Origin of the sequence: Ralstonia sp. NFACC01, from assembly GCF_900115545.1 — a bacterium.
Lineage (GTDB): Bacteria > Pseudomonadota > Gammaproteobacteria > Burkholderiales > Burkholderiaceae > Ralstonia > Ralstonia mojiangensis.
In genome coordinates, this window is sequence record NZ_FOWV01000008.1 from 80,534 (window position 1) to 106,088 (window position 25,555).

At 63.5% G+C, this 25,555-nt stretch carries 20 protein-coding genes; 12 read left to right on the forward strand and 8 right to left on the reverse strand.

The genetic code is table 11. From position 1 onward, the window contains the following. The first annotated feature begins 3 nt into the window (after window positions 1–3). Entirely contained in the window at window positions 4–699 is a 696-nt protein-coding gene (locus tag BM136_RS19965) for an HD-GYP domain-containing protein (protein ID WP_092975067.1), read from the forward strand. Window positions 700–938: 239 nt separating this feature from the next. Further along, entirely contained in the window at window positions 939–2,285 is a 1,347-nt protein-coding gene (locus BM136_RS19970) for a GGDEF domain-containing protein (RefSeq protein ID WP_092974697.1), read from the forward strand. Window positions 2,286–2,307: 22 nt separating this feature from the next. On the opposite strand, the gene BM136_RS19975 is transcribed toward BM136_RS19970, so the two are convergent. Beyond that, window positions 2,308–2,877: a cysteine hydrolase family protein gene (locus tag BM136_RS19975; RefSeq protein ID WP_092974700.1), complete on the reverse strand. Its 570-nt coding sequence runs from the start codon at window positions 2,875–2,877 to the stop codon at window positions 2,308–2,310. A gap of 321 nt (window positions 2,878–3,198) precedes the next feature. On the opposite strand from BM136_RS19975, the gene BM136_RS19980 reads away from it, so the two are divergent. The 8 genes from BM136_RS19980 (at window position 3,199) to BM136_RS20015 (ending at window position 17,548) form a co-directional block, all read left to right on the forward strand. Beyond that, a complete protein-coding gene (locus BM136_RS19980; protein ID WP_092974703.1) occupies window positions 3,199–4,743 on the forward strand; it encodes an FAD-dependent oxidoreductase in 1,545 nt (514 codons plus the stop codon). Between the two features lie 290 nt (window positions 4,744–5,033). After that, the gene (gene flgE / locus BM136_RS19985; protein WP_092974706.1) at window positions 5,034–6,245 is read left to right on the forward strand and encodes a flagellar hook protein FlgE; all 1,212 of its coding nucleotides are present in this window, start codon (window positions 5,034–5,036) and stop codon (window positions 6,243–6,245) included. Between the two features lie 40 nt (window positions 6,246–6,285). Next, on the forward strand, window positions 6,286–7,071 hold the full coding sequence (gene flgG / locus BM136_RS19990; RefSeq protein ID WP_092974709.1) for a flagellar basal-body rod protein FlgG: 786 nt from the start codon (window positions 6,286–6,288) through the stop codon (window positions 7,069–7,071). Window positions 7,072–7,092: 21 nt separating this feature from the next. Then, the gene (gene flgK / locus BM136_RS19995; RefSeq protein ID WP_092974712.1) at window positions 7,093–9,027 is read left to right on the forward strand and encodes a flagellar hook-associated protein FlgK; all 1,935 of its coding nucleotides are present in this window, start codon (window positions 7,093–7,095) and stop codon (window positions 9,025–9,027) included. A gap of 73 nt (window positions 9,028–9,100) precedes the next feature. Next, the gene (locus BM136_RS20000) at window positions 9,101–10,411 is read left to right on the forward strand and encodes a chloride channel protein (RefSeq protein WP_092974715.1); all 1,311 of its coding nucleotides are present in this window, start codon (window positions 9,101–9,103) and stop codon (window positions 10,409–10,411) included. A 908-nt stretch (window positions 10,412–11,319) separates the two neighbouring features. After that, window positions 11,320–16,605, forward strand: coding sequence for a YadA-like family protein (locus BM136_RS20005; RefSeq protein ID WP_092974718.1), 5,286 nt, complete (start codon window positions 11,320–11,322; stop codon window positions 16,603–16,605). 52 nt (window positions 16,606–16,657) lie between these two features. Continuing rightward, window positions 16,658–17,047, forward strand: a complete 390-nt coding sequence (locus BM136_RS20010) for an outer membrane protein assembly factor BamE (protein ID WP_092974721.1) — start codon at window positions 16,658–16,660, stop codon at window positions 17,045–17,047. Between the two features lie 27 nt (window positions 17,048–17,074). Continuing rightward, window positions 17,075–17,548 carry a DUF4019 domain-containing protein gene (locus tag BM136_RS20015; RefSeq protein WP_092974724.1) on the forward strand — a complete coding sequence of 158 codons (474 nt, stop codon included), beginning with the start codon at window positions 17,075–17,077 and terminating at the stop codon, window positions 17,546–17,548. Between the two features lie 98 nt (window positions 17,549–17,646). Here BM136_RS20015 and BM136_RS20020 read toward each other — a convergent pair whose 3' ends face one another. Together BM136_RS20020 and BM136_RS20025 are read right to left on the reverse strand one after the other, a co-directional pair. Next, entirely contained in the window at window positions 17,647–18,126 is a 480-nt protein-coding gene (locus BM136_RS20020; protein ID WP_092974727.1) for a VOC family protein, read from the reverse strand. 160 nt (window positions 18,127–18,286) lie between these two features. Beyond that, window positions 18,287–18,685: a RidA family protein gene (locus BM136_RS20025; RefSeq protein ID WP_027679525.1), complete on the reverse strand. Its 399-nt coding sequence runs from the start codon at window positions 18,683–18,685 to the stop codon at window positions 18,287–18,289. A gap of 150 nt (window positions 18,686–18,835) precedes the next feature. On the opposite strand from BM136_RS20025, the gene BM136_RS20030 reads away from it, so the two are divergent. Then, the gene (locus tag BM136_RS20030) at window positions 18,836–19,750 is read left to right on the forward strand and encodes a LysR family transcriptional regulator (protein WP_092974730.1); all 915 of its coding nucleotides are present in this window, start codon (window positions 18,836–18,838) and stop codon (window positions 19,748–19,750) included. A gap of 86 nt (window positions 19,751–19,836) precedes the next feature. Here the strand turns inward: BM136_RS20030 and BM136_RS20035 are convergent, their stop codons facing one another. From BM136_RS20035 to BM136_RS20050, 4 genes are all read right to left on the reverse strand, one after another. Further along, entirely contained in the window at window positions 19,837–20,844 is a 1,008-nt protein-coding gene (locus BM136_RS20035) for a bestrophin family protein (protein WP_092974733.1), read from the reverse strand. A gap of 55 nt (window positions 20,845–20,899) precedes the next feature. Beyond that, on the reverse strand, window positions 20,900–21,304 hold the full coding sequence (locus BM136_RS20040; RefSeq protein WP_092974735.1) for a cupin domain-containing protein: 405 nt from the start codon (window positions 21,302–21,304) through the stop codon (window positions 20,900–20,902). Between the two features lie 4 nt (window positions 21,305–21,308). Further along, window positions 21,309–21,788 (reverse strand): carboxymuconolactone decarboxylase family protein, encoded by a 480-nt coding sequence (locus BM136_RS20045; protein ID WP_092974738.1) that lies wholly within the window; start codon window positions 21,786–21,788, stop codon window positions 21,309–21,311. 89 nt (window positions 21,789–21,877) lie between these two features. Then, complete coding sequence (locus tag BM136_RS20050) at window positions 21,878–22,633, reverse strand: SDR family oxidoreductase (RefSeq protein WP_092974741.1); 756 nt, start codon at window positions 22,631–22,633, stop codon at window positions 21,878–21,880. A 188-nt stretch (window positions 22,634–22,821) separates the two neighbouring features. Between BM136_RS20050 and BM136_RS20055 the strand changes: the two genes are divergently transcribed. After that, complete coding sequence (locus BM136_RS20055; protein ID WP_092974744.1) at window positions 22,822–24,354, forward strand: MocR-like pyridoxine biosynthesis transcription factor PdxR; 1,533 nt, start codon at window positions 22,822–22,824, stop codon at window positions 24,352–24,354. A 103-nt stretch (window positions 24,355–24,457) separates the two neighbouring features. On the opposite strand, the gene BM136_RS20060 is transcribed toward BM136_RS20055, so the two are convergent. Beyond that, window positions 24,458–25,327, reverse strand: a complete 870-nt coding sequence (locus tag BM136_RS20060; RefSeq protein WP_092975070.1) for a DUF2242 domain-containing protein — start codon at window positions 25,325–25,327, stop codon at window positions 24,458–24,460. Window positions 25,328–25,555 lie beyond the last annotated feature (228 nt).

The following is a 25,555-nucleotide window of genomic DNA, read 5'->3' on the forward strand; positions in this document are numbered from 1 at the left end:
ACCATGGCACAACAAAGCCGCCCCCACATCATCCTCGCCAGCCTGACGCTTGCTGGCGGGTCGCGCTATCCGTCGGCTCTGGGCCATCTGCTCCGGACGGCCGCTGTTGCGGCGTATCTGGCAAACGTTTTGGAGCTCGACGACGTCGAGCAGCGGCACATCTACCTTGTGGCTCCCGTGCACGACATCGGCAAGTTGGGCATTCCGGATGACGTGCTGCTCAAGCCCGCATCCCTGACCGATGCAGAGCACGAGATCATGCAACGGCACTCGGACATCGGTGCCGACCTGCTTGCCGGAACGCCCGACCCGATCCTGCAAATGGCGGCGAGCGTTGCGCGCCATCATCACGAGCACTTTGACGGCAGCGGGTATCCCGCCGGCCTTGCGGGCGAAGATGTCCCGCTTGCCGCCCGCATCGTGGCCATCGCAGATGCGTTCGACGCCATGCTGGAGCCGCGCGTCTACCGCCGAGCGATGCCGGAAGACGATGCACTCGATGCGCTGGCAGACCGGAGCGGCCAGTACTTTGACCCGACGCTGGTGGAGCGCTTTCTGAACAAGGTGCCAGAGGTTCGACGCGTTCGTGCTGCTGCAGAAGGCCTGATACGGCGGTACGGCGACGTGTCGGGCGTCATCCGGTTCTACGGCGCACGAGATAAATCCCCTGCATTCCTGAGGCATATCCAGACGCTTTGATGGCGGCGCGCGACGCAGGGCATCATTGCTGGCGGCGCGCGCCGGGGCGGGGAAACGCCGTGCGCGGCGATCCTGCCAAACGGGGTCACGCTCTTCGCGTAGATGCTTGCCGCGACACCCAATTTGGCGAGCTTTAGCCGTGCAGCGCAAAGCCCACATAACCCTTTGGACGGCTTTTCGGTCGGGCCGGAACCGTGGAGAATCGCGCTCCAACCCTGCTCGCCAACCTGTAGTTCGGAATGACAGAAAACAATCCCTCGGAGACTGCCCGGCATGCCCTCAGGCTGCTGGCCTCACGCAGGTTGGCGCCCACGCCAGACAACTTTGCCTCGATCTATTACGAGATCGCTGGCAGCAAGCCAAACGGAGACGCTTCAGACGCCGAACGGATGGCGCTGGTACGGGAGTTGTGCGAACAGCTCGCGCGCACGGTGGAATGCTGCCTTCCGGTGCTCGGTGAAGACGATGCCAGCATCGGCCCCGCCGCCTGGGCGCTGATCCGGGCCTGTCGCTCCGAATTCGAAAGCCTTGCCAACCTGACCGCCAAGCTCTCGACGTTCAACCACCGGCTGTCGCTCGCGGCCGAAGACCAGAGCGAGATCCGCCGGGCGTTGCTGGGCCTGCTGCAACTGGTGTTCGAGAACATCGGCGAGCTGTCATTGGACGACCGCTGGCTGCGCGGCCAGATCGAAGCCCTGATGAAAGCCAGCGAAGCCCCCGTGAGCCTGCGCCGGCTGGATGACCTGCGGCGCCGCCTCATGGAGGTGATCCAGAAGCAAAGCTCGCTGAAGTCGAAATCGATCGAAGCCCAGGAAGAGATGAAGCGACTGCTGGCCGCCTTCATGGAGCGCCTGTCGGCCGCCGCCGAAACCTCGGGCGAGCACCACCGCCAGATGGAAGCCTGCGCCAAGAAGATCGAATCGGCCAACAGCATCGCAGAGATCGCGCCGGCCATTCAGGATGCGCTGTCGGCCACCCGCTGGATGTCGGTGGAGTCGGCTCGCAATCGCGATGTGCTGTCGGCGATGAAGGTCAAGGCCGAAGAGGCCGCCGCCGAGGTGGCGCAACTGCGCAAGGCGCTCGACATGGCATCGGCTTCAGCGCGCCACGACCTGCTGACCGGCGCGCTCAACCGCAAAGGTCTGGAAGAGGCGCTGGAGCGCGAAGTTGCCCGGGCCGCGCGCCAGAACACCACACTCTCCATTGCGTTTCTCGACATCGACGACTTCAAGTCGATCAACGACACGCACGGCCACAGCTTTGGCGACGATGCGCTGTCGCACCTGGCCCAGGTGGCCCGCGAGTCGATGCGCCCGCAAGACACGCTCGCCCGCTTTGGCGGCGAGGAGTTCGTGATCCTGATGCCGGACACGCCGCTGGAAGAGGGCGTGCAGACCATCGTCCGTCTGCAGCGGGCGCTCACGCAGCGCTTCTTTGCGGCGGGTGACACGCGGCTGTTCATCACCTTCTCTGCCGGCGTGGCGGAAGTCGGCAAGGACGAACCACCCATGGCGGCCATCCACCGCGCCGACCGCGGCATGTATCAGGCCAAGCGCGCCGGCAAGAACAAGGTGGTCAGCACCTGAGGCACGCTAAAAAACGCTGTGATTACTCCAGCAGCGACAACGCATCTGCCAGCGAAAGCACTGTCGTGCGCGATTCAAACGCCGTCGCAAAAAGACGGTCATGCACGATCGGATCCGGGTCGTAGCAGCAATCCTTCACGGTGAACAGGCGGTAGTCCGCATCGCTCGCGTGAGCAATGGACGACAGCATCACGCCCGTCGACGCAACGCCCACCATGATCAAGGTATCAATGCCCCTGGCGGATAACCGCACCTGCAGATCGGTGCCGTAGAACACGCTGGCGCGGTGCGCGATGATGACCGGCTCATCAGGCTGCCGGCCGAGTTCCGGCGAGATGCGATCTTCAACGAACAGCCCCAGTTGCTTGACGCCTTGCCCGTTCTTGTTCAACGGGCTGACTTCCGGATAGCCGGGGCTGAAGTGGAACTTCGCAAAATAGACGCTGACGCCCTTGGCTCGCGCAGCGTCGCACAGCGTGCGGGTGTTGGAGAGCAGCGTGGGCGCGACCGATGGAAACAACGCCATGATGTCGGTCTGGTAGTGCATGACCAACAACGCCGTTTGCTTGGGGACAAGCGCGAATGTCGACATAGGGCTACACGATCAGGGACGGGATGGCGGTCGACTCTATCATGCGCACCTGTGTCAATTGGGCACAGCCGAGCGTGCCTCCCATTGCTGCCCGCCAGCCGCAGCGCTACATTACGACCTTGTCGAAAAAGGCAGACTTGGTTTGGTAAGCCCAAGTCCTTCCCTGCACTTGCATTGCGCGCAGCGGAAGCTCTGGCCGTGCCGCGTGCACTAGTCCCCCGACGAACATCGGACGCCATTCCGGCGCCATTGTTCGTCCGTGCGGTTCTAGATGGAGACACGACGAGCCGCTCCGGTCGAACGACCACACAGGAGTAGTTCATGCACGACGCAACTGTCTACGACGTTGTCATTGCCGGTGCCGGCCCGGTTGGTTTGTTCCTCGCCTGCGAGCTGCGCCTCGCCCGTCTCTCGGTGCTGGTGCTTGAGCAAGCCGAAACCCCGCACTCACCCTTGAAGCAGCTCCCGTTCGGGATGCGCGGGCTGGCATCTCCCTCCATCGAAGCGTTCTACCGTCGCGGTTTGCTGGCCGACATTGCGGCGCAGCCTCGCGCGCAAGATGCGCATAGCCGCCGCAACGCGTCGACCGCGCATTGGATGCAACACCAGCGCCGCCCAGGCGGCCACTTTGCGGGCATCCAGTTTTTCCACGACAAGATCGATATCGATAGCGCGCGCTGGCCGTATCGCTTACCAAGTCCGGCCGACACCCATATGGCCAGCGACATGGCACACATCGAATCCGTGCTGGCCGCGCGCGCCAACGCAATGGGCGCAGAGATCCGGCGTGGCGCCGGTGTGACCGGCTTCGAGCAGACCGGCGACGCTGTGACCATCCATGCGGGCGGTGAGACCTGCCGTGCACGCTGGCTGGTCGGATGCGATGGCGGCCGCAGCACGGTACGCAAAGCGGGTGGTTTCGAATTTGCCGGCACGGACCCGGAGTTCACCGGTTATTCCGCTGAAGTTGAACTGGCAGCGCCGCATACGCTCGCACCCGGCCGTCACTACACGCCGACCGGCATGTTCACTTACCAACCGCCCGGCACCATCGCCATGGTCGACTTTGATGGCGGCGCGTTTCATCGCACGCAGCCGGTCACGCTGGAACACGTGCAAGCGGTGTTACGGCGGGTTTCCGGCGCGGATGTCACCGTCGCGGCGCTCAAGCTTGTGACCACCTGGACGGACCGCGCGTTTCAAGCGGCCAGCTACCGCAACGGGCGCGTGCTGCTCGCTGGCGATGCAGCGCACACGCATTCACCGCTGGGTGGCCAGGGGCTGAACCTCGGCCTGGGCGATGCCATGAATCTTGGGTGGAAGCTCGCCGCCACCATTCGTGGCGACGCGCCCGACGGCTTGCTCGACAGCTACACGCTGGAACGGCACCCCGTGGGCGCGCAGATTCTCGATTGGTCGCGCGCGCAGGTTGCGCTCATGCGGCCAAGCCCCAGCACGCGCGCGCTCGCAGCGATCATCCGAGACCTGATCGAGACGCGCGACGGGGCGACCTATTTTGCAAGCCGCGTCTGGGGTCTCTCGCTGCGTTATGACCTGGGCGACGGCCACCCGCTGGCTGGCCGCAGCGCGCCCGACTTTGCGCTGGCCGACGGCACCCGCCTTGGCGAGCGCCTGCGCAATGGCAGAGGCCTGTTGCTGGACTTTACCGCAGGCGCGTCGCTGCAAACGCTGGCAGACGGGTGGAATGATCGCCTCGTCTATGTCGCTGGCGACGCAACCGACGCGCAGGGCCTGAGCGCTGTGCTGGTGCGACCAGACGGCATCGTCGCGTGGGCGGCCGAGGGAGCAGTGAGCCAGGCGGAGTTGGCTCAAGCCGCCATGCGCTGGTTTGGCGAGCCTGTCTGACCATGCATCATGAAACACCCAGATTCAATTCAAAATGATGCGGTGCTTTTAGCCTTTTAATTCAAAGTTTCGACATCAGAATCTCGTAAGAATCGTAAGAAAACGCTTTAAAAACAGGCTGAATAAGGTGTTCGCAAGGGAAAAGCAACACGCAGGTTAAAGACGAAAACATCATGGTCGATGAGCGGATGGCGATGCCGTGAGGTCGACTCCGAAGTCTTTAACGCAAGCAGGCCGTTTCAACTGGCTGGCCCGCAGAACGGCGGTACAACTTTCCAAGCGAGAACATCATGGGATTCCAACAAGGGCTGAGCGGCCTGAATGCCGCGTCCAAATCGCTAGACACCATCGGCAGCAACATCGCCAATGCCAACACCGTCGGCTACAAGAAAGCGACCACCGTGTTTGGCGACGTGTATGCACGCTCGCTGGTGGGCGCGTCGGACAACCAGATCGGGCAGGGCGTGAACGTGACCCGCGTGTCGCAGTCTTTCACCCAGGGCAATGTCACGCGGACGGGCAATCCGCTGGACATCGCTATTAATGGCACGGGGTTTTACCGCATGGTGGACCCGAGCAGCGGGCAGGTTTCATTCACGCGCAACGGCCAGTTTCATACCGACAAGAACGGCTACATCGTTTCCGCCACGGGCCAGAACCTGACCGGCTACGGCGTGGATGCAACGGGCAAGGTCAACACGGCTGCGCTGGTCAACCTGCAGATTCCCGTGAACGATCTGGCGCCGCTGGCCACCACCAGCACCGTGTTTGGCGTCAATCTGGATGCGGGTGCCAAGGTGCCCGCCACCACGCCGTTCTCGGCCACCAACTCGGCCACGTTCAGCCACTCGGTGTCGCAGCAGGTGTACGACGGCACGGGCAAAGCTCATACGCTCACCAATTACTACGTGCGCACCGCCACGGGGTGGGACGTTCACGCCATGGTGGATGGCGCGGCACCCACGGGCGGCAACCCGATCAGTACGCTCACCTTCAACGGCAGCGGGCAATTGACCTCCACGCCTGCCAAGGTCAACGTGGCGTTTGCCGGCATGAGCATCGGCAGTATCGACATGACTGGCACCACGCAATACGGCGGTGGCTATAACGACACTGCGCCGGGCGTCTCGCAGGATGGCTACGCCACCGGGCGCCTTGCCAGCTACGCCGTGGGCAACGATGGCACGGTGATGGCGCGTTACTCCAACGGCCGCACGGCCGTGCTGGGCCAGTTTGCGATGGCCAACTTCAAGGCCCCGGACGGCCTGCAGAACATCGGCGGTAACCAGTGGGTGGAGACGGTCGATTCGGGCGCGGCCAATCTCGGCACGCCGGGCATGGGGTCATTCGGCTTGTTGCAATCGCAATCTGCGGAGCAGTCGAACGTGGATCTGTCTGCCGAGCTGGTCAACATGATCGTTGCGCAACGCTCGTATCAGGCCAACGCACAGACCATCAAGACGCAGGACACGATCCTGCAGACGCTGGTCAGCCTGCGTTGATCGCCCACGTTGCTGATTCTGACTCTGACGAGGCCACCAATTGATCCGCTCCCTGTGGATTTCCAAGACCGGGATGGACGCCCAGCAAACACAGCTGGACGTCGTGTCCAACAACCTGGCGAACGTCAACACGACGGGCTTCAAGCGTTCGCGCGCCGTATTCGAAGACTTGCTGTATCAGAACGTGCGCGAGCCGGGTGCGCAGTCATCGCAGCAGACCACGTTGCCCTCCGGTCTGCAGATCGGCACCGGCACGCGCATCGTCGCCACCGAGCGTCTGCACACGCAGGGCAACCTGACCAAAACCGGAAATTCCACCGACGTGGCCATCAACGGCAACGGCTTCTTCCAGGTGCAGATGCCCGACGGCACGCTGGCCTATACGCGTGACGGCAGCTTCCAGATCAACGCGCAGGGGCAGCTTGTGACCTCCAGCGGCTACCCGGTCCAGCCGGCCGTGACGGTGCCGCAGAACGCCACCAGCCTGACCATCGGCAAGGACGGCGTTGTGACGGTCACTACGCCGGGCACGGTCAACAACACGCAGGTGGGCACGTTCCAGCTGGCCAACTTCATCAACCCGGCCGGCCTGCGCAGCATGGGCGAAAACCTGTACGCCGAAACCGAAGCGTCGGGCACGGCCAACCTGGCCAACCCGGGCTCGAACGGCGTGGGCGCGCTCAATCAGAACTACGTTGAAACGTCCAACGTGAACGTGGTGGAAGAAATGGTCAACATGATCCAGACGCAGCGCGCGTATGAGATCAACAGCAAGGCCGTGCAGACAGCCGACCGCATGCTGGAGAAGATTGCGCAACTCAAGTAATGAGGTGATGCAGGTGCACATATGAGTTCCTCTCTTCTGAACATTGGCGCATCGGGCTTGCGCACGGCGGGCATTCACCTGCAGGTGACGGGCAACAATATCGCCAACGCCAACACGCCCGGGTACTCGCGCCAGGAAGCGGTGCAGGCGCAGAACATTCCGCTGCAAACGGGCGTCGGCTTTCTGGGCCAGGGCGCCAACGTGGCCACCGTCAAGCGTATCTATGACCAGTTTCTGACCACGCAGGTGCAGAACGGCCAGGCGGCCACCAGCGCCGCAAGCCAGCTCAGCAGCCTGCTCACGGGTCTGGACAAATATCTGGCAGACCCGAACAGCGGGCTGAGTTCAGCGCTCACGGGTTTCTTCAACGCCGCGGATGGCTTGGCTTCCAAACCGTCGGATACCACCGCGCGGCAGGTCTTTATGAACGCCGTCTCGGGCCTGCAAAGCCGCTTCAATGCGGTGGCGGGGCAGATGACGGCGCTGACGAACCAGGTCAACACGCAGGTGCAGATGCACATCAGCACCGTCAACAGCGCAGCCAAACAGCTCGCCGCACTCAACGAGCAGATCGCCAAGGCAGAAAGCGCCACCGGCCAGCCAGCGAATGACTTGCGTGACCAGCGCGACCAGCTTGTGCAGACGCTCAACAAGTCGATCAAGGCCAGTGCAGTGCAGACGAGCGACGGCCAGTACAACGTCTACGTCGGCAACGGGCAGGCCCTGGTGCAGGGCAACCAGAGTTTCGAATTGACGGCGGTCTCGTCGCCGTATGATCCGACGCAACTGTCGGTGGGCTACAAGAGCCCTGCCGGCACGGTCGGCATGGACGACAGCCAGCTCGGCGGCGGCGCGCTGGGTGGCCTGATGGAGTTTCGCCGCAACACGCTTATCCCTGCGCAGAACAGCCTGGGGCGTCTGGCGGCCGCCGTGTCGGCCAGTGTGAATGCACAGAACAGGCTTGGCATGGACGCCAACGGCAAGCTGGGTGCAGATGTGTTCTCCGTGGCCGGACCCCGCGTCGCACCCAGCACCAGCAACACCGGCAGCGGCGCGCTCACCGCCAGCATCACCAACGCCAATGCGGGGCAGGGTTACGACTATCAGGTGAAGTTTCAGGGCGGCGCTTATACGGTGTCGCGCTATCCGGACGGCAGCGGCGCGGTCACGGTAACGAGCTGGCCGACCACCGTGGATGGCGTCACGCTCAACCTGAGCGGCACGATGAACAACGGTGATTCGTTCCTCGTGCGCCCGACGGCCGATGCCGCGTCGAGCATGAAGACGCTGACGAGCGATCCGCGCGCCATTGCCGCCGCATCGCCCGTGGTGGCAGACGTGGGCAGCAACAACAAGGGCAGCGGGGCGGTTACGGCCGTGGGCGTGAATGCGGGCTATGCGAGTGCGCCGCTCGCAGCACCCGTCACGCTCAGCTACAACGCCGCGAGCGGCGGTTCGCTCTCGGGCTTTCCGGGCAGCGTGACTGTCACCGTCAACGGCACGTCGACTACGTACACCGGCACGGCGCCCTACGCCCAGGGTGCAACGTACGCGTTCAACGGCGTGCAGATGACGATGACGGGCACACCCGCCAACGGCGATACCTTCAAGCTCTCGCCCAACGTTGCCAACAGCACCGACAACGGCAACGCCAGCGCATTTGCCAAGCTGCGCAATGCCACGCTGCTCGATGGCGGTACCACGTCGATGGGCTCGGCATGGAACAACCTCGTCACGCAGGTGGGCGTGCAGACCCACCAGGCCAGCGGCAACCTCACCTCGCAGACGGCGCTGCTGGCAGGCTCAACGCGGCAGCAGCAATCGGTGTCGGGCGTGAGCCTCGATGAAGAAGCAATGAACCTGATGCGGTATCAGCAGGCCTACCAGGCATCAGCCAAGGTGATGCAGGCAGCAAACAGCTTGTTCGATTCGCTGCTGTCGATTGCAGGGCGTTAGCGGTAACCGCACGGAGGCCGTCTCGCGTCGGGTCCTATAATCTCCGCTTCACGGACTCGACGCCCAAACCTCCATGTTTTCTCCTCTCCACATCGCCGATCGATCAGCGCGTCGAGCCAGGAGACTCTGGGCAAACTACGGCATCTTCTGGCTTGGTGCCGTTCTCGTGGGTCTGGTATCCGTCGCTTACGCCAAGCTCATCGATGTTGGCTTCGAGCTTTTTCGAGGCATGGTGTCGCACGCGTTCTGGCTGCCGATCATCATTACACCGGTTGGTGCGGCGCTTGCCATCTGTCTGACGCGCCAGTTTTTTCGTGGTGCCGAGGGCAGTGGCATTCCGCAGGTCATTGCGACGCTGGAAGACGGGCGGCTATCCAGTGCGCTGCTCTCCGTGCGCATCATGTTCGGCAAGATCGTGGTCTCGTTCCTGGGCATCCTCTGTGGCTTCACGATCGGCCGGGAGGGGCCGACGGTGCAGATCGGGGCATCGCTCATGTACGCCATGCGGCGGGGCTATCGTCGAAGCAGCACGCACATCGAGCGACAACTCGCGCTCGCGGGCGCAGCGGCGGGGCTTGCGGCTGCATTCAATACGCCGCTGGCAGGCGTCGTGTTTGCCATTGAAGAGCTGACGCGCAGTTTCGTGGCCCGCAACAGCGGCACGCTCATTACGGCCATCATTTTTTCCGGCGTGGTCGCCCTGGGCCTGCAAGGCAACTACCTGTACTTCGGGCGCATCCAGGCCATTGGGCAGTTTCATCTGGCGTTGGTGCCTGTGGTGATTGCCGCGAGCGTCATCTCGGGCGTGGCCGGCGGCGCGTTCTGCTGGCTGCTGCTTAACATACCCCGCTGGATGCCCGCGCGGCTGGTTGATATCCGACAAGCGCAACCGGTGTGGTTCGCTTTTCTGTGCGGTGTCGCCATCGCGCTGATTGGCCTGGTTTCAGGCGGCACCACGTTCGGCAGCGGGTATGCAGAAGCGCGGGGCTTGCTGGAGACCCATCAGGCGCTTTCGCCGTTCTATGCGGTGCTCAAGTTTTGCGCGCTGATCGCGTCGTATCTGTCCGGTATTCCGGGCGGCATCTTCGCGCCGTCGCTGGCAATTGGCGCGGGGCTGGGCAACGTCATGTCGCTCGTAACATCGGCGATACCGCTGCCCAGTCTTGCCGCGCTCTGCATGGTCGGCTACCTGGCGGCGGTCACGCAATCGCCCATCACGTCGTTTGTAATCGTGATGGAGATGATCGACGGCCACGAGATGGTCTTGCCGCTCATGGCGGTGGCGTTGTTGTCCAGCCAGGTGTCCAAGGCGCTGACGCCGTCGTTCTATCACACGCTTGCGCATCGGTTTCGTGCATCAATGCCGCGCCCAGCCGCGCAGTGAAAGTGAAAACACTCGTCTAACGGCACAAATGCATCAAACGCACGCCGCCGGTGCAGCGGCAGTCCAAATCCCCTAATGTGTGCGCGATAAAAAAGCGGCACGCCCCGATATGAGGCGAGCCGCTTTTTTTTCGTTCTTTGCGCAACGTTTTCTTTGAAGTGAAACCGTCGATATTAACCACTGCGTGAGCGTGGATTTAGTCGTCGATATCGGCAGAATATTTCAATACGTTAACAATGGCGCATGACTAAGTATGTCTAAACCAACGCATACGCAGAAATGCGCATGGGTGGTGGTTCGAATTGTAAAAACCCCGCGTTTCTTAGTACTAAATATCTAGACACAATATTCAAACTCGACTATTTTTCTTCGGTATTTGAAGTTTTTCCCTCTGCGCCTATCTCAGCCCCTGCACATCAAGACGGGTCTGTGCACGAGATAGCGCTCCTTCGTCAATAAGAAAGCCGCACTGCCGGGGGTACGGTAGCAATGAATACGACGAGCTACACGGTCAGGGCAAACGTTTGGGCAAATACAAGGCACCTGCGACGTGTCGATCCATGCCCAGCCCACGCCATTCATGTCGCTATCAAGTGGCCCTTTGATCCTCCCTGATTTCCTGTGCCCTTCACGGGCCAAGCCGTTGACCACTAAACGTTAGGCTCGGCGGACCAACACCCAACTCGTGTTGTATTGAAGACGCTTCCAAAGGGAGTGCTGAGTTGCTGCGTCCGTTTTAAAGCCGCGTGGTCATCGTCCATTGATTTTCTGGCAGTTCCAATCAATCGGGAACCCGCTGCCTTGCGGGTGCCAAGGGGGCGCTCGTCCTTATGGTTTGCGCCGCGCGATGGCTCCCCCCGTTTTTTCTATTTCTTTCTTGAGCTCACGGCGAGCACGATGGAATCAATATGAACAAATCATATAAAACGATTTGGAATGAGGCGCTGGGCGCTTGGGTGGCGGCGTCGGAGCTGGACCGGGCAAAAGGAAAGGGCGGCACGGTCGTCCGGCGCGCTTGCCATAACTCGGCCGGCGGCGCGATGACCTTGGTTGCAGCCGCCGTGGCGCTCCTGGGTTCTGTTCTTCCTGGGCAGGCATATGCGCAGGTGAACTGCTCCACGGCGCCGTACAACTTTTACAGCGGTAGCACGACGTGCGTCGGTTTCATGTCGATCGCCACGCAAGGCGGGGCGACGGCGGTCGGTTATGGCGCCAACAGTACTGGGCTTAACGCAATAGCAGTCGGCTTTCAAGCTGTTGCCTCCGGGACCAATTCCATCAATGTGGGTGCGCGCACCGCCCCGGGCACGGGTGCAACTGCCGATTCGACGATCGGTATCGGTACGGACGTCACTGCCAGCGGCACGGCGGGCATTGGTATTGGCGTCCAAAGCGTTGCCAGCGGCAACTTGGCGACGGCCGTCGGGTCTTTGGCAAAGGCAACCGCAGACAACGCCGTCGCGCTTGGCGCAAATGCCCAGGCGACGAATGCCGCCGCCACCGCTGTCGGTAACGGCGCTAAAGCCAGCGGCAACACGGCACTTGCAATCGGCGGACAGGCGTTCGCCATCGGCGACGGCACCGTTGCGGCGGGTCAGGGCGCCGGCGCGGGCTCGACCACGGGCAACACCGGCTCGGTGGCCGTCGGTATCGCCACCGGCACGCTCGTGAGTGGCGCGCAGAACACCGCAGTCGGCGGCGGTATCGCGAGCGCGATGCGCGGCGCGGGGTCTGGCGTCACCGGCACGCGCAACGTCGCGTTCGGCACGGGCGACGGCACGGTCACGTATGACGGTACGTTGGCCGCTTCCGCAGGTAACTTGGTATCCGGCAACGACAACGTCGCGATCGGCACGAACGCGGGCATCGGCGTGACAGCAAACGGCACCACCTCGGTCGGCCTGAACGCCAAGGCATCCGCCACCGGATCGATCGCCATCGGCGTTCAGTCGACGGCCGCGGGCGGTTTTGGCGTGGCGGTGGGCAACGCGTCGGTGGCTTCGCAAAGTGGTGCAACTGCCATGGGCAGCGGTGCAACGGCGTCGGGTGTATCAGGCACGGCCATCGGAAACAACGCGGTGGCCTCCGGCACGAACGCCGTGGCGATGGGTCTGGGCGCGCGGGCTACGGCCACCAACAGCGTGAGCATCGGCACAAACAACGTCGTCAGCGGTGCGAACTCAGGCGCCATCGGCGATCCGAGCACCATCACGGGCTCGGGTTCGTATTCGCTCGGTAACAACAACACGATCAATGCGAACAACGCGTTCGTCGTGGGCAACGGCGTGACGGTAGCCGGCGGTCTGGACGGCGCGGTCGTCCTCGGTAATGCGTCGACGGTGTCGGCCGCCGTGCAGACGCCGAACGCCACGATCGCAGGGACGACCTATACGTTCGCGGGCGGTGCGCCGGCGGCGGGCGATGTCGTCAGTGTGGGCTCGGCTGCCGCGCCGCGGCAGATCCAGAATGTCGCAGCCGGACGGATTAGCAGTAGCTCGACCGACGCGGTCAACGGCTCGCAGTTGTTTGCGACCAACCAAGCGGTGAATGGCGTCTCCACCACGGTCAACAACATCCAGAACGGCGCCGGCATCAAGTACTTCCACGCCAACTCCACAGCGGCGGATAGTCAGGCCACCGGCGCGGACAGCGTCGCCGTGGGCCCGCTCGCGGTCGCCAGTGGGGCGAACAGCGTTGCGACGGGTAACGGAGCCCAGGCGCAGGCCGCCAACGCGCTGGCACTCGGCGCCACTGCACGTGCAACCAATGCAGGAGATGTGGCACTGGGCTCCGGCTCCGTTACCGCCGCATCCAACCCGACAGGGAGCGCGGTGGTTGCCGGTGTCACGCGCAACTTTGCGGGTGCGACCCCGACCAGCGTCGTGAGCGTCGGTGCGCTCGGCGCAGAGCGTCAGATCACCAACGTCGCGGCCGGGCGCCTGAGTAATTCGAGCACCGATGCCGTCAACGGCTCGCAACTCTTTGCGACCAACCAGGCTATCGATGGTGTTTCCACCACCGTCAACAACATCCAGAGCGGCGCGGGTATCAAATACTTCCACGCCAACTCCACGGCGGCGGATAGCCAAGCCACCGGCACGGACAGCGTCGCCGTGGGGCCGCTCGCGGTCGCCAGTGGGGTGAACAGCGTGGCAGCCGGCAACGGTGCGCAAGCGCAAGCCGCCAGCGCGCTGGCACTCGGCGCGACTGCACGGGCAACCAACGCAGGGGATGTGGCACTCGGCTCCGGCTCCGTTACCGCCGCATCCAACCCGACAGCGAGCGCGGTGGTTGCCGGCGCCACGCGCAATTTCGCAGGGACCAACCCGACCAGCGTTGTGAGCGTCGGTGCGCTCGGCGCAGAGCGTCAGATCACCAACGTCGCCGCGGGCCGCCTCAGCAACTCGAGCACCGATGCGGTCAACGGCTCGCAACTCTTCGCGACCAATCAGGCGGTGGACGGCATCTTCACCACCGTCAACAACATCCAGAGCGGCGCGGGCATCAAGTACTTCCACGCCAATTCCACGGCGGCGGATAGCCAAGCCACCGGCACGGATAGCGTCGCCGTGGGGCCGCTCGCGGTCGCCAGCGGGGCGAACAGCGTTGCGACGGGTAACGGTGCCCAGGCACAGGCCGCGAACGCGCTTGCGCTTGGTGCGACTGCACGGGCAACCAATGCAGGGGATGTGGCACTCGGCTCCGGCTCCGTTACGGCTGCATCCAACCCAACAGCGAGCGCGGTGGTTGCCGGCGCCACGCGCAATTTCGCAGGGACCAACCCGACCAGCGTTGTGAGCGTCGGTGCGTTGGGCGCAGAGCGTCAGATCACGAACGTCGCGGCCGGGCGCCTGAACAATTCGAGCACCGATGCCGTCAACGGCTCGCAACTCTTCGCGACCAACCAGGCGGTGGACGGCATCTTCACCACGGTCAACAACATCCAGAACGGCGGGGGCATCAAGTACTTCCACGCCAATTCCACGGCGGCGGATAGCCAGGCCACCGGCACGGACAGCGTGGCCGTGGGGCCGCTCGCGGTGGCCAGCGGTGCGAACAGCGTGGCCATGGGCAATGGCGCACAGGCAACGGCCGCCAACTCCGTCGCACTCGGCGCCAATTCCACCACCACCGCCAACCTGGGCGCCGCCGCGTACAACCCCGGCACGGCAGCGCTGGCAGGCACCTCGCCGGTGGGCGAGGTCTCGGTGGGTTCGGCCGGCAACGAGCGCCGCATCACCAACGTGGCTGCAGGCTCGGCGGCAACGGATGCCGTGAACGTGAGCCAGTTGCAGTCGGTGCAAACCGAGCTGACGCAGACGAAGAACGACGCGCTGCTGTGGGACCCGACCGCCAACGGCGGCACGGGCGCCTTCAGTGCCAACCACGGCGGCACGGGCCCGAACATCATCACCAACGTTGCACCGGGCGCGTTGAATGCCACCAGCACGGATGCGGTGAATGGCTCGCAGCTCTTCGCGACCAACCAGAACGTGACCAACCTGGGCAACTCGATCACCAATATCCAGAACGGCGGCGGCATCAAGTACTTCCACGCCAACTCAACGGCGGCTGACAGCCAGGTCACCGGCACCGACAGCGTGGCCATTGGGCCGCTGGCGGTTGCAACCGGCGCCACAAGCCTTGCAGCGGGCAATGGCGCGCAGGCGCAAACGGCCAACGCGCTCGCGCTCGGTTCGCTGTCGACGGTGTCGGTGGCAGGCGGTGTTGCGATCGGCTCTGGCGCGATCTCTGACCGCCCCATTGCTTCTGGTATCGGGGCGATTCCCGCAGGGAGTCAGGCCGTGCCGTTCAACACGTCCGACGGGACACTGCTGGGCGCCGTGTCGTTTGGTAGCGCGGCAGGCAATACGTACCGCCAGTTGACCAACGTGGCCGACGGCACGGGCCAGCACGATGCGGCAACGATCCGCCAGTTGACCGGCGCGCTGCAATCCTTCGCGGTCACGCCCACGCTGTACTTCCACGCCAACTCGACAGCGGCCGATTCGCTCGCGGTCGGCTCGCAGTCGGTGGCCGTTGGGCCGACGACGGTGGTCAACGGTGACAACGGTGTCGGCATCGGCAACGGCGCGATCGTCCAGCAAACCGCGCCTGGCGGTATCGCCATTGGTCAGGCATCGACTTCCGGCCAAGCCGATGCCATTGCGTTGGGCAGCGGATCGACGGCCAACGGTGCGCAGTCCATCGCGCAAGGTGCCAACGCAAATGCCGCATTGGCGGGTGGCATCGCCATTGGCTCCGGTGCGAAGAGCAACGCGGTGGATGCAGTGGCCCTGGGCTCTGGCGCCAACGCCACCTTTGCCAACAGCGTTGCGCTGGGCGCCGGTTCGCTCACCTCCGTGGGCGCGTTGACCAACTACATGGCATTCGGGCTGACGGCGCCGCAAACGTCGTCGGGTGAGCTGAACGTTGGCAACCGCCAGATCACGGGCGTGGCTGCCGGTCGCCTGGGTACGGATGCGGTGAACGTGTCGCAGTTGCAGGCCGTCCAGCAGCAGCTCTCAACGATCATCAGCAACAACGGTGGCCCGTTCACCTCGACCTCGCCCAACGGCACCACCAACAACACGCCGCCGACCACGCCGGGGCCGAACTCCTCGGCGGGGGGCACGGGTTCGGTGGCGTCGGGCAGCAATAGCACGGCGCTGGGCAACAGCTCACAGGCAACCGGCAACAACACCACCGCCGTTGGTACCGGCGCAGTGGCCACGGGCAGCGGGTCAACCGCCATTGGCGCAGGCAGCAATGACGGCGGCCGCACGGATGTCGTCTCGGTGGGCTCCTCCACCTTGTCGCGGCAGGTCATCAACGTGGCCGCCGGCACGGCACCCACCGATGCCGTCAACGTGTCACAGCTGAACAACGCCGTGACGCAAGCCAACAACTACACCGACAACCAGGTCGCGGGCTTGCGCAACAGCATCGATTCGTATCGGCGCGATGCTGAAGGCGGCACCGCCATGGCCATGGCAATGGCGGGCCTGCCGCAACCCACGGGCCCCGGCAAGAGCATGGTCGCGGTGGCAGGCAGTGTTTACAACGGCCAATCGGGGCAGGCGCTCGGTATCTCAACGGTGTCAGAAAACAACCGCTGGATCTACAAGGCCGCCGTCTCCACCAACACGCGCGGCACGTATGGCGCCGTGGTTGGTGCCGGGTATCAGTGGTGAGGCCAGCCGCAGCACAGCAACCACCGCAACGTGACACTTTCGGATTCCTGATATGAACAAGCGCTCAATCCCAGCCTGCATCGCAACGCTCTCGTGCATCTTCGCCCTTGCGGCATGCGCGGGCCCTGGCCCCACCGATACCGCGTTCCCAACACTGGACACGGCGATGACGCCCGAGGGTTCGTTCCCCAACGTTGACCACCTGCGCATGGTCGAGCCCGGCATGACGAAGGGCCAAGTCTATGACCTGATCGGCGTGCCGCATTTTCATGAGAGCGTGTTTCGCGTGCGCGTGTGGAACTACCTGTTCCACTTCCGCAGCGCAGACAAGCCTGTCGCGTGTCAGTACCAGATCCAGTTTGACGACGACAACCGCGTGACCAAGACGCGATGGGCCGACCCGCAGTGCGAAACCTTTGCCCCGGCAAAGCCCGCGCAGTAACCAGACAGATTCGAAGGAGAGTGGTTGATGAAACGTTTTAACGGCGCATTCAAGGTGGTTGCGGCGTGCGCCCTTGCCGCCGCTTCCGTGCTGGCACACGGCGCAGAAGCGGGCGACTCCGCAGATGAGTTGCTCGGCAACGCTGCGCTCGCGCTCAAGCGCATCGACGCGGGCGACTACACCGCGCTCTGGCAGCAGACGGCGCCTTTCGTACGCGGGTTCTACACGCCGGATCGCTTTGCCAGCGGGCTCACGCAAGCGCGCAAATCTGTGGGGGCTGTCAGCGAGCGCGGCTGGGCTTCGGTTACGCGGCTCACCTATACGAAGGTCAAGGAGGTTCCAGATGGGCTGTATGCAAACGTCGACTTCGCGACGCGGCTGACCGATGGCCGCGTTGTCTACGAGAAGGTGAGTTTCCAGCTAGGAGCAGACGGGCATTGGTACTTCACCGGGTACGATCCGCGCCAGAACCAGGGGGCCGGCACGCAGGCGCAGAAGTGACCGCGCGGTTTTGCCAAACCAGCGCGGCCTGATCAACGCATTGGTCTGCAATGCCGAGTCGCTGGCGCTCGGCAATGCAGATGCGGCAACCGGTGAACTTAGCCGCGCCGCGCCGCCTCGATCGTGGCGATGTCGATCTTGCCCATCGTCATCATCGCGTCAAAGGCGCGCTTGGCCGCTGCGCGGTCCGGGTCGGTAAAGGCCGCGGTGAGCGCGCGTGGCGTGATCTGCCACGACAGCCCCCATTTGTCTTTGCACCAGCCGCACGCGCTTTCCTGCCCACCGTTGCTGACGATGGCGTTCCACAGCCGATCGGTTTCGGCCTGGTCGTCGGTCGCAATCTGGAACGAAAACGCCTCGCTGTGCTTGAACTGCGGGCCGCCGTTCAGCCCCAGGCACGGAATGCCCGCCACGGTGAACTCCACCGTCAGCACATCGCCTTCCTGGCCGGCGGGGTAGTTGCCGGGCGCACGGTGCACGGCGGTGACTTTGCTGTCTGGGAAGGTCTTGGCGTAGAAGTTGGCCGCATCCAGCGCATCGCGGTCGTACCACAGACAGATCGTGTTCTTGCTGACCATGCATGTCTCCTCAATGGGCGGGCATCGGCATTTGCGGTCGAGGCATTCCACTGCGTGCGCGTGCCCGTGATGTGACGTGGATGCCATTGCCGTGGCTTGCACTCTCTCACACTCCACCGGCAGCAGCGGGTACTGTTTCTCGTAGGTTTTGACGCATCTGTCATGCCGGCTCGGGCAGCTTCGCGATCACCTTGATCTCGAACTGAAAGCCGTAGAGCCACGTCACGCCAATGCCCGTGAGCGTGGGGTAGGGCGCCTCACCCCAATGCTCTCCGACCACCTTCCAGATGGGCTCGAACTGCGTTTCCGGGTTCACGATAAAGACCGTCACATCAATCACGTCCTGGAACGTGCACCCGGCAGCAGACAGGATCGCGTTCAGGTTGTCGAAAGCCAGCCTGACCTGCTTCTGAAGATCGGGCTCGGGCGAACCGTCTGGCCGGCTGCCCACCTGGCCCGACACAAACAGAAAACCGTTGGAGCGGATGGCCGGTGAATAGCGGTTTTGCTCATACAGGGCTTGGCGCGCGGCCGGAAACACAACATCGCGTGCAGACATGAATCGCTTCCTTGCAGGGGTGAATAGGGCGTTGGCTAGTTGGGCTGCGCAGCCAGGGCACTGTAAGCATTCCCACCGCGTGAATAAACCGCCCATGCCTACAATCACTGTTTGTGGTTGCCAAACAATCTTCCCGGGGCAGGAGCCAACGTGGACCGTTTCGATGCACTGCAGGCCTTCGTTCGCGTGGTCGAGGCCGGCAGCTTTACCAAGGCCGCGCAGACCCTCCAGATCAGCAAGACCACCGTCACACAACTGGTTCAGCAATTGGAGGCGCGGTTGCGCGTCAAGCTGCTGAACCGCACCACGCGGCAGGTCAACGTCACCGAAGATGGCGCTGCCTATTACGAGCGCGCCGTGCGCTTGCTGGCTGACCTTGAAGACGCCGACACCAGCCTGTCCACCGCATCCGCCGCACCGCGCGGGCGCCTGCGCGTGGATGTGCCCACCCCGTTTGCAAGGTTGATCCTCGCCCCCGCCTTGCCCGAATTCCACGCGCGGTATCCCGACATCCAGCTTCACATTGGCGCGAGCGACCGCATGGTCGACGTGATTGGCGACAACGTCGATTGCGTGCTGCGCGGCGGCGACCTTGCCGACTCTTCCCTACAGGCCCGCCGCGTGGGCGCATTGCGGCTTGGCGTATATGCGGCACCGGGCTATCTGGACCAGGCCGGTACGCCCCTGCACCCCAGCGAGTTGGAAGACCCGCGCCACCGCATCGTCGGTTTTCTGAGCACGCTCAGCGGCAAGCTCCGGCCGCTCACGCTGCAGCGTGACAACGAAACCTTCAACGTGAGGGCGCGCTATGTGGTTGCACTGGATGACGGCAATGCCTACCTGGCGGCCGGCGTGGCCGGGATGGGCGTGATCTGGTTGCCGCACTACATGGGCGAGCCGCACGTGGGGCGCGGCGAACTGGTGCCGCTTTTCACTGATTGGCACCTCACCCCAATGCCGATGTATCTGGTGTTTCCGCCCAACCGGCATGTCAGCGCAAAGCTGCGTGCGTTCATGGGGTGGGTCGATGAGCTGATGGCGCGCCATGCACCGTTGGTGGGTTGAGTACGGCTCGGTCAAGAACCGAATGAGATACGGCGGCGAAAAGTCAGCTTCCTGTGCCTTTGGCCCGTGCAATGGCTCTGCGCGGCCTACAGGACAATACCGTGCGCTGCTGCCGGTTCGACGACATCGCTCTTCTCGCCAAGCATGTCCATGAGTTCGCGTTCGATCTTCCTGCAGATCCGGGCCATGGGCACGTCATTCGGGTTGCCTTCGAATGGGTTCTCCGTGCTTTCGCCCACTTGCTCCAGCGCTAGGTACATCCACGAGATCATGGTGCTGAAGGGAATGACGAGCCAGATCATGTGGCCATGCATGACACCTGTCACGCTGGCATTGAGCTTTTCGAACTCAGTCAGAATGCCGAAAGGCAGCAGCAGACAAAAGGTACTGACAAAGAGCTTGTTGATGACCTCATATTGCCTGGGATACGGGTACTCCTTGACGCGCTCCGCCCGCCCTTGCTGCACGAACAGGCTTCGTATCACGCCTCCCAACTCCAGGTAGAAGGCATTGCTGATCTCGTCGGTGGTAAGCAACCGCTTGAATTCCGCCGCTTGCGTCGCGAGCAACCGGGTTGTCCTGTTCTCGGCATGCAGTACCGAGTCGAGAGCGGCTTGCGGCAGATATCGTGAAAGCGCCTGTTCCAATGAGGTTTCCCACTCGGGCACCTGGTAGTACTTCCGGTACTCCATGTTGGCTGCCTTGCCGGTGTTTTCCCACACTCGTGGGCTTCTCAATTGATAGCGAAGTGCCGTCAACCATGCGCAATGCCGGAGAACCAGTTCTCGCCCGGCGGCTGGCGCTGCCGGAAAGTCTCGCGCCATGACACCCAGGCCTCGGCTGAGGCTCAGGATTTCCGTCCAGATTTGCTGTGCTTCCAAGGCTCTGCCGTAGGTCTGCACATTCCTGAAACCGACGATGAATGACGTGGCCGTGCCCAGCAGCACCACAACCGACACCGGAATCGACAGCCATTTCAACCCGAGGAACTGGTAGAGGAGAACGGGCAGCGAACCACATGCCAGAGAGGCATAGAGCTGCCGTCTCGACCAGAGCGTGAACTCGAACAGTGAGTACGATTTCCCCAGGTGCATGGTGTGCCTCTCTCAACGGTGCGGCAGAACGGCGATGCCTGCGTAGAAGACTCGGCTACTTCACCGGCGTCAGGACCGGCGCACCTTTCTTCTTGATCAGGAACACCACAAACCTCGCCGGCTGCGTCGCACTGGCATTGCGCCCGACGGTATGGACGTCGTTGGGGCCTTCGTGGAACGTATCGCCAGCCTTGAGTGTGACCTCCTTGCCGCCGTTCAGACTCATGACGATGCTGCCTTCGAGCACATAGACAAAGGCGTGCGCGTCATGGCGATGCACGGGGTCGACCGAGCCGGGCGGATAGTCCACGACGATCATCTGAACCTCTTTGCCTGCGTACTCCGGCAACGATTCCGTGCGCAGGGGCGTCACGCTCGCTTCCGGCGCAGCCTTGACCAACTGCGCCATCAGCAGGCACGAGCACACCACGGCTGCAGCAAAGGACACTGGATTTTTCATGGCATCACTCCAGATGGGCCTTGTCGAGCCCGAACGCCTTGTCGGATGACCCGGGCACCATGCGGAACGCCACGTTCAGGCGGTTCCAGCTGTTGATCGCGCCCACAAGGAACGTCAGATCGGCCAGCTCTTTTTCGGAGTACTGGGCACGCACGCTGTCGTAGATTTCGTCTGACACGCCCAAGGCGGGAATCTGGGTCAGCACCTCAGCCCATGCCAGCGCGGCGCGTTCGCGCGGCGAGAACAGCGTCGATTCGCGCCAGATCGCCACGTGGTAAAGGCGCAGTTCACGCTCGCCGTGGATCTTCGCCATCTTGACGTGCATATCGACGCAGAAGGCGCAGCCATTGATTTGCGACACGCGTAGCTCGACAAGCTCGCGGATGTGCGTCTCGATGGTCGTTTTCTGAAGCAGCGTGTTGAGCTCCACGAGCTTCTTGCTCAGTTCGGGAGATTGCTGAAAGTAGTTGAGGCGTTGCGTCATGATGCGCTCCTGATGAGATGACCGCGTGGCGGTGCCCGGCAACGGCGTGATGCGCGGCCCCGGACCTGGTGGGATGTGTGAGTCGGTGGTCAGTGGCCTTTTGCCTGTGCGTCGAGCCACTGGTCGAGACTGATGCGGCCGATTCGAGCGTCGCCGAGCGGCACGAGCGACAGTTCCTCGACCAGGCCGCCGTAGTACCGTGCGTCGGGATCCGTCACGACCTGGCGCGTATCGCCGATCGATTTCAAATAGCGCGCGATGATCTGGGCGAAGGGCGCGCGGTCCGGTCCGGCAATGTCGATCGTGCCGTTCAGCGGTGCCGCGACTGCCACCTGCGCGAGGATCGCCGCAATATCGTCGGCCGCGATCGGCTGGAACAAACCGTCACCGACGCGCACCGTGCCTGCGACCGTGCTGAAGTCGGCAATGCCCCCGATGAACTCCATGAACTGAGTCGCACGCACAATCGTGTACGGCACACCGGCCGCTTCGATCGCCTCTTCCTGCGCAACTTTGGCGGTGAAATAGGCGTTGTCCGCCATCCGATCCGTGCCAACGATGGACAGCGCGACGTGATGGCGCACCCCCGCGGCGACCTCTGCCTTGCCAAGATTGCGCGCCGAGCTGCGGAAGAACTCGAGCACTGCTTGCGGCTCCCACGACGGCGCATTCGTCACATCCACAACAACATCAGCGTCCGTGAGTGCATTGCTCAGGCCCTCGCCCGTCACGGAATTCACACCGTTGCGCGGCGAGGCGGCAAGCACCGTATGACCGGCTTCGCTTAGCAGCGTGACAACACGTGAGCCGATCAGGCCCGAACCACCGATTACGACGATCTTCATGGCAGATTCTCCGAATGAGAGTCAGTGAATGCACAAGGTGCTGGGGGGGCGCGGCGCCGTCTGAACATGTCGCTGTCGTCGCATCGCTTGAGACCAGTGTGGAACAATCACGCCCTATAAATAAGGGCCAAGAATTGTCGAAATGACTAGTCCAAGTCGTTTGCGCCTCTCTTGCCGACGAGACCGCCATGACCGCCCCCACACCCGCACTGACCATCGAAATCGACCGGCAACAGGCATTGCCGATCTATCTGCAGATTTGTGAGCGGTTCAGAACGGCGATCGCGGCCGGGCATCTGCGTCCCGGCGATCGGGTGCCTGCATTGCGGGGCCTGGCGGCGCAACTGAACACGGCGCGCGGCACCGTCGAGCTGGCCTACACGATCCTTGTGGATGAGGGCTACCTGCAGATGCGCGGGGCGGCAGGCACGTTTGTGTCGCCGTCGCTGCCGGCATCGGTGGTGCGTTCGTCGCGCCGGGAAGCGCCTGAAGCCGCAGGAAGCAAGCGTGGCGCTGGGAAAAGGCGGGAACACAAGACCTCGGACACATCAGATCGGATACCGCCGACCCCCGCGCGCCCGTTGACAATCGCCGTAGCCATGAGCGGCGAGCCCCGGCCGTTGCAGCCAGGTCTGCCCGCCCTCGACGCCTTTCCGCGCAAGGTATGGAATCGGCTCATTTCGCGCCACGCGCGCAGCGGCGAACGTGCCGTGCTTGCGTACCCAGACCCGGCTGGCTACCGGCCGCTGCGCGAACACATCGCCACCTATCTCGGGCTGGCACGCGGTGTCACCTGTTTGCCGGAGCAGGTGTTTGTAACCGGCGGCTATCGCGCAACGCTGGAACTCGTCTTGCGCAGCCTCGCCCAGCCGAACGACCACGTATGGTTTGAAGACCCGGGCTACCTGCTCGCGCGCAGCTTTCTGGCCGAGACGGGCATGCAGCTCGTACCGGTGCCGGTGGATGAAGAAGGGCTCAACGTCGAGCGCGGTATCGAACTGGATACGCAGGCGCGCTTTGCCTTGGTCACGCCGTCTCATCAGAGCCCGCTGGGGCACACACTTTCGCTCGCAAGACGCATGGCGCTTCTGGATTGGGCAGAGAAGGGGTCTCGCTGGATCGTCGAAGACGACTACGACAGCGAGTTCCGCTATCAGGGGCGGCCGTTGCCCGCGTTGAAGAGCCTCGACCGGCATGATCACGTCATCTATTGCGGCACGTTCAGCAAGATGATGTTCCCGGGTTTGCGGCTCGCGTATGCGGTCGTGCCTGAGCGCGCCATCGAGCGCGTCACGCGGGTGGCATGCAGCATGAACGCCGGCTCGCCAACGCTGTTGCAGGCGGCGGTTGCAGACTTCATGGACGAAGGACATTTCGCGCGCCACGTAAAGCGAATGCGCGCGTTGTATGGGCAGCGGCGCATGCTGATCGCGCACGCGCTGGAGCGTGCGTTTGGCGACCGATTGCATGTCGAGTTGCCGCCCGGTGGCGTCCAGTTCGCTGTGCAGTTCACTGAAGGGGCAGACGGCCCTGTCAACGATGTTGCCGTTGCCGCGCGTGCCCGTGAGGCAGGGCTCGCCGTGCTGCCACTTTCGATCTGGTATGCAAATGCCCGAATGTTGCACGCGCCACGCGGCCTTGTGATCGGCTTCGCCAACATTGCGGATGCGAGTGAGGCGGCCCGTCTCGCACGAACGTTGCGCACGTGCTTGCCTGACTGACACCCGCAGAATCCAGAAGCGCTCCAATACAGCGCCCCAACAAAAAAGCCGCCCCAAAGGCGGCTTTCTTTTTATGTAGCGGCAATCGACGCGTGCATCGCGCTTAGCTTGCGCCGCCTGTTGTCGAACTCGCCGGTTCAGACGTGGGCGCGGTGTTCGGCGCCGGGGTCGTTACTGCCGGGGCCGATGCCGGTGCAGCTTCAACCGGCGCCTTCGAGGCCGGCGCAACCACAGGCGCCGCCGCAGGCGCGGAAGCCGGCGCAGCAGCCGGAGCCGAAGCCGGCGCCACCACCGGCACAGGCGGCGCGGCGGGTGTGGGCACCACCGGCGTGGTCATCTTCATCGGCTCGCCCTGCGGCGTGGGTGCGGGCTCGGGCAGCGGGGCCACGTGTTCCTTCTCCGCTGCCTTGGCGACCTTGCGGTCATGGCGGGCGGGGTCGATCTTCAGGAAGTGGTCAACCAGGTTGAAGTAGCGCTCGTAAAACACCCCGGCCGGAATCGTCTCGCTTGCCACCTTCACCATCGAATCGTCACCCGAGCCGATGGGCAGCGACACCGAGCCCAGGATGCTCAAGCCCACGCTTGCCGACGTGCTCGTCTTCTTGAGCGTGTAGCGGTCTTGCACCGCGTTCACATAGGCCGTGCTCGACGTGCCCTCGGTATTGGCCTCTGCGCACACCACGTGGAACGAGATCACCACGTGCGAATCGTTGCTCGGCTGGAAGTTCTTGCTGCCGTCGATCGTGTCGGGGCGGGGCGAGCTCGACACATACCCCTGGCTCAGCAGCGCCCGGCGTGCCGCCTCGCACGTCGCGTCAGATTTGGCGTGGAAGGTGCGCGCATAGGGGCTTGCCGCCGCATCAAACTGCTCCTGCTGATAGAGCGGCGTGGGCGCAGAGCTGCACGCAGCCAAAGCGGCAGCGATGCTGGCAGCAGCGCACAAAACGGACAACGGACGGAAGCGATAGGGCATGGCGTTGGGCAAAAGGGCTCGGCCGGGTGATGGTGCGGCGGCGGCGCCACTGCGTATGCAGCGCAAGTTTTGTGCGCGGCAGGCGGTGGCGGCGTAGGCGGGTGGCCGGGCGACATTATAAGTTTGTCTGGTGACACGTCACCCGCAGCGTGCGCCCATTCAGCGCGCACCACCAGGGCGCTCCAGTCTGCACGCAAAGCCAGCGCCATCAGTCGGTTCCGGCCCAAC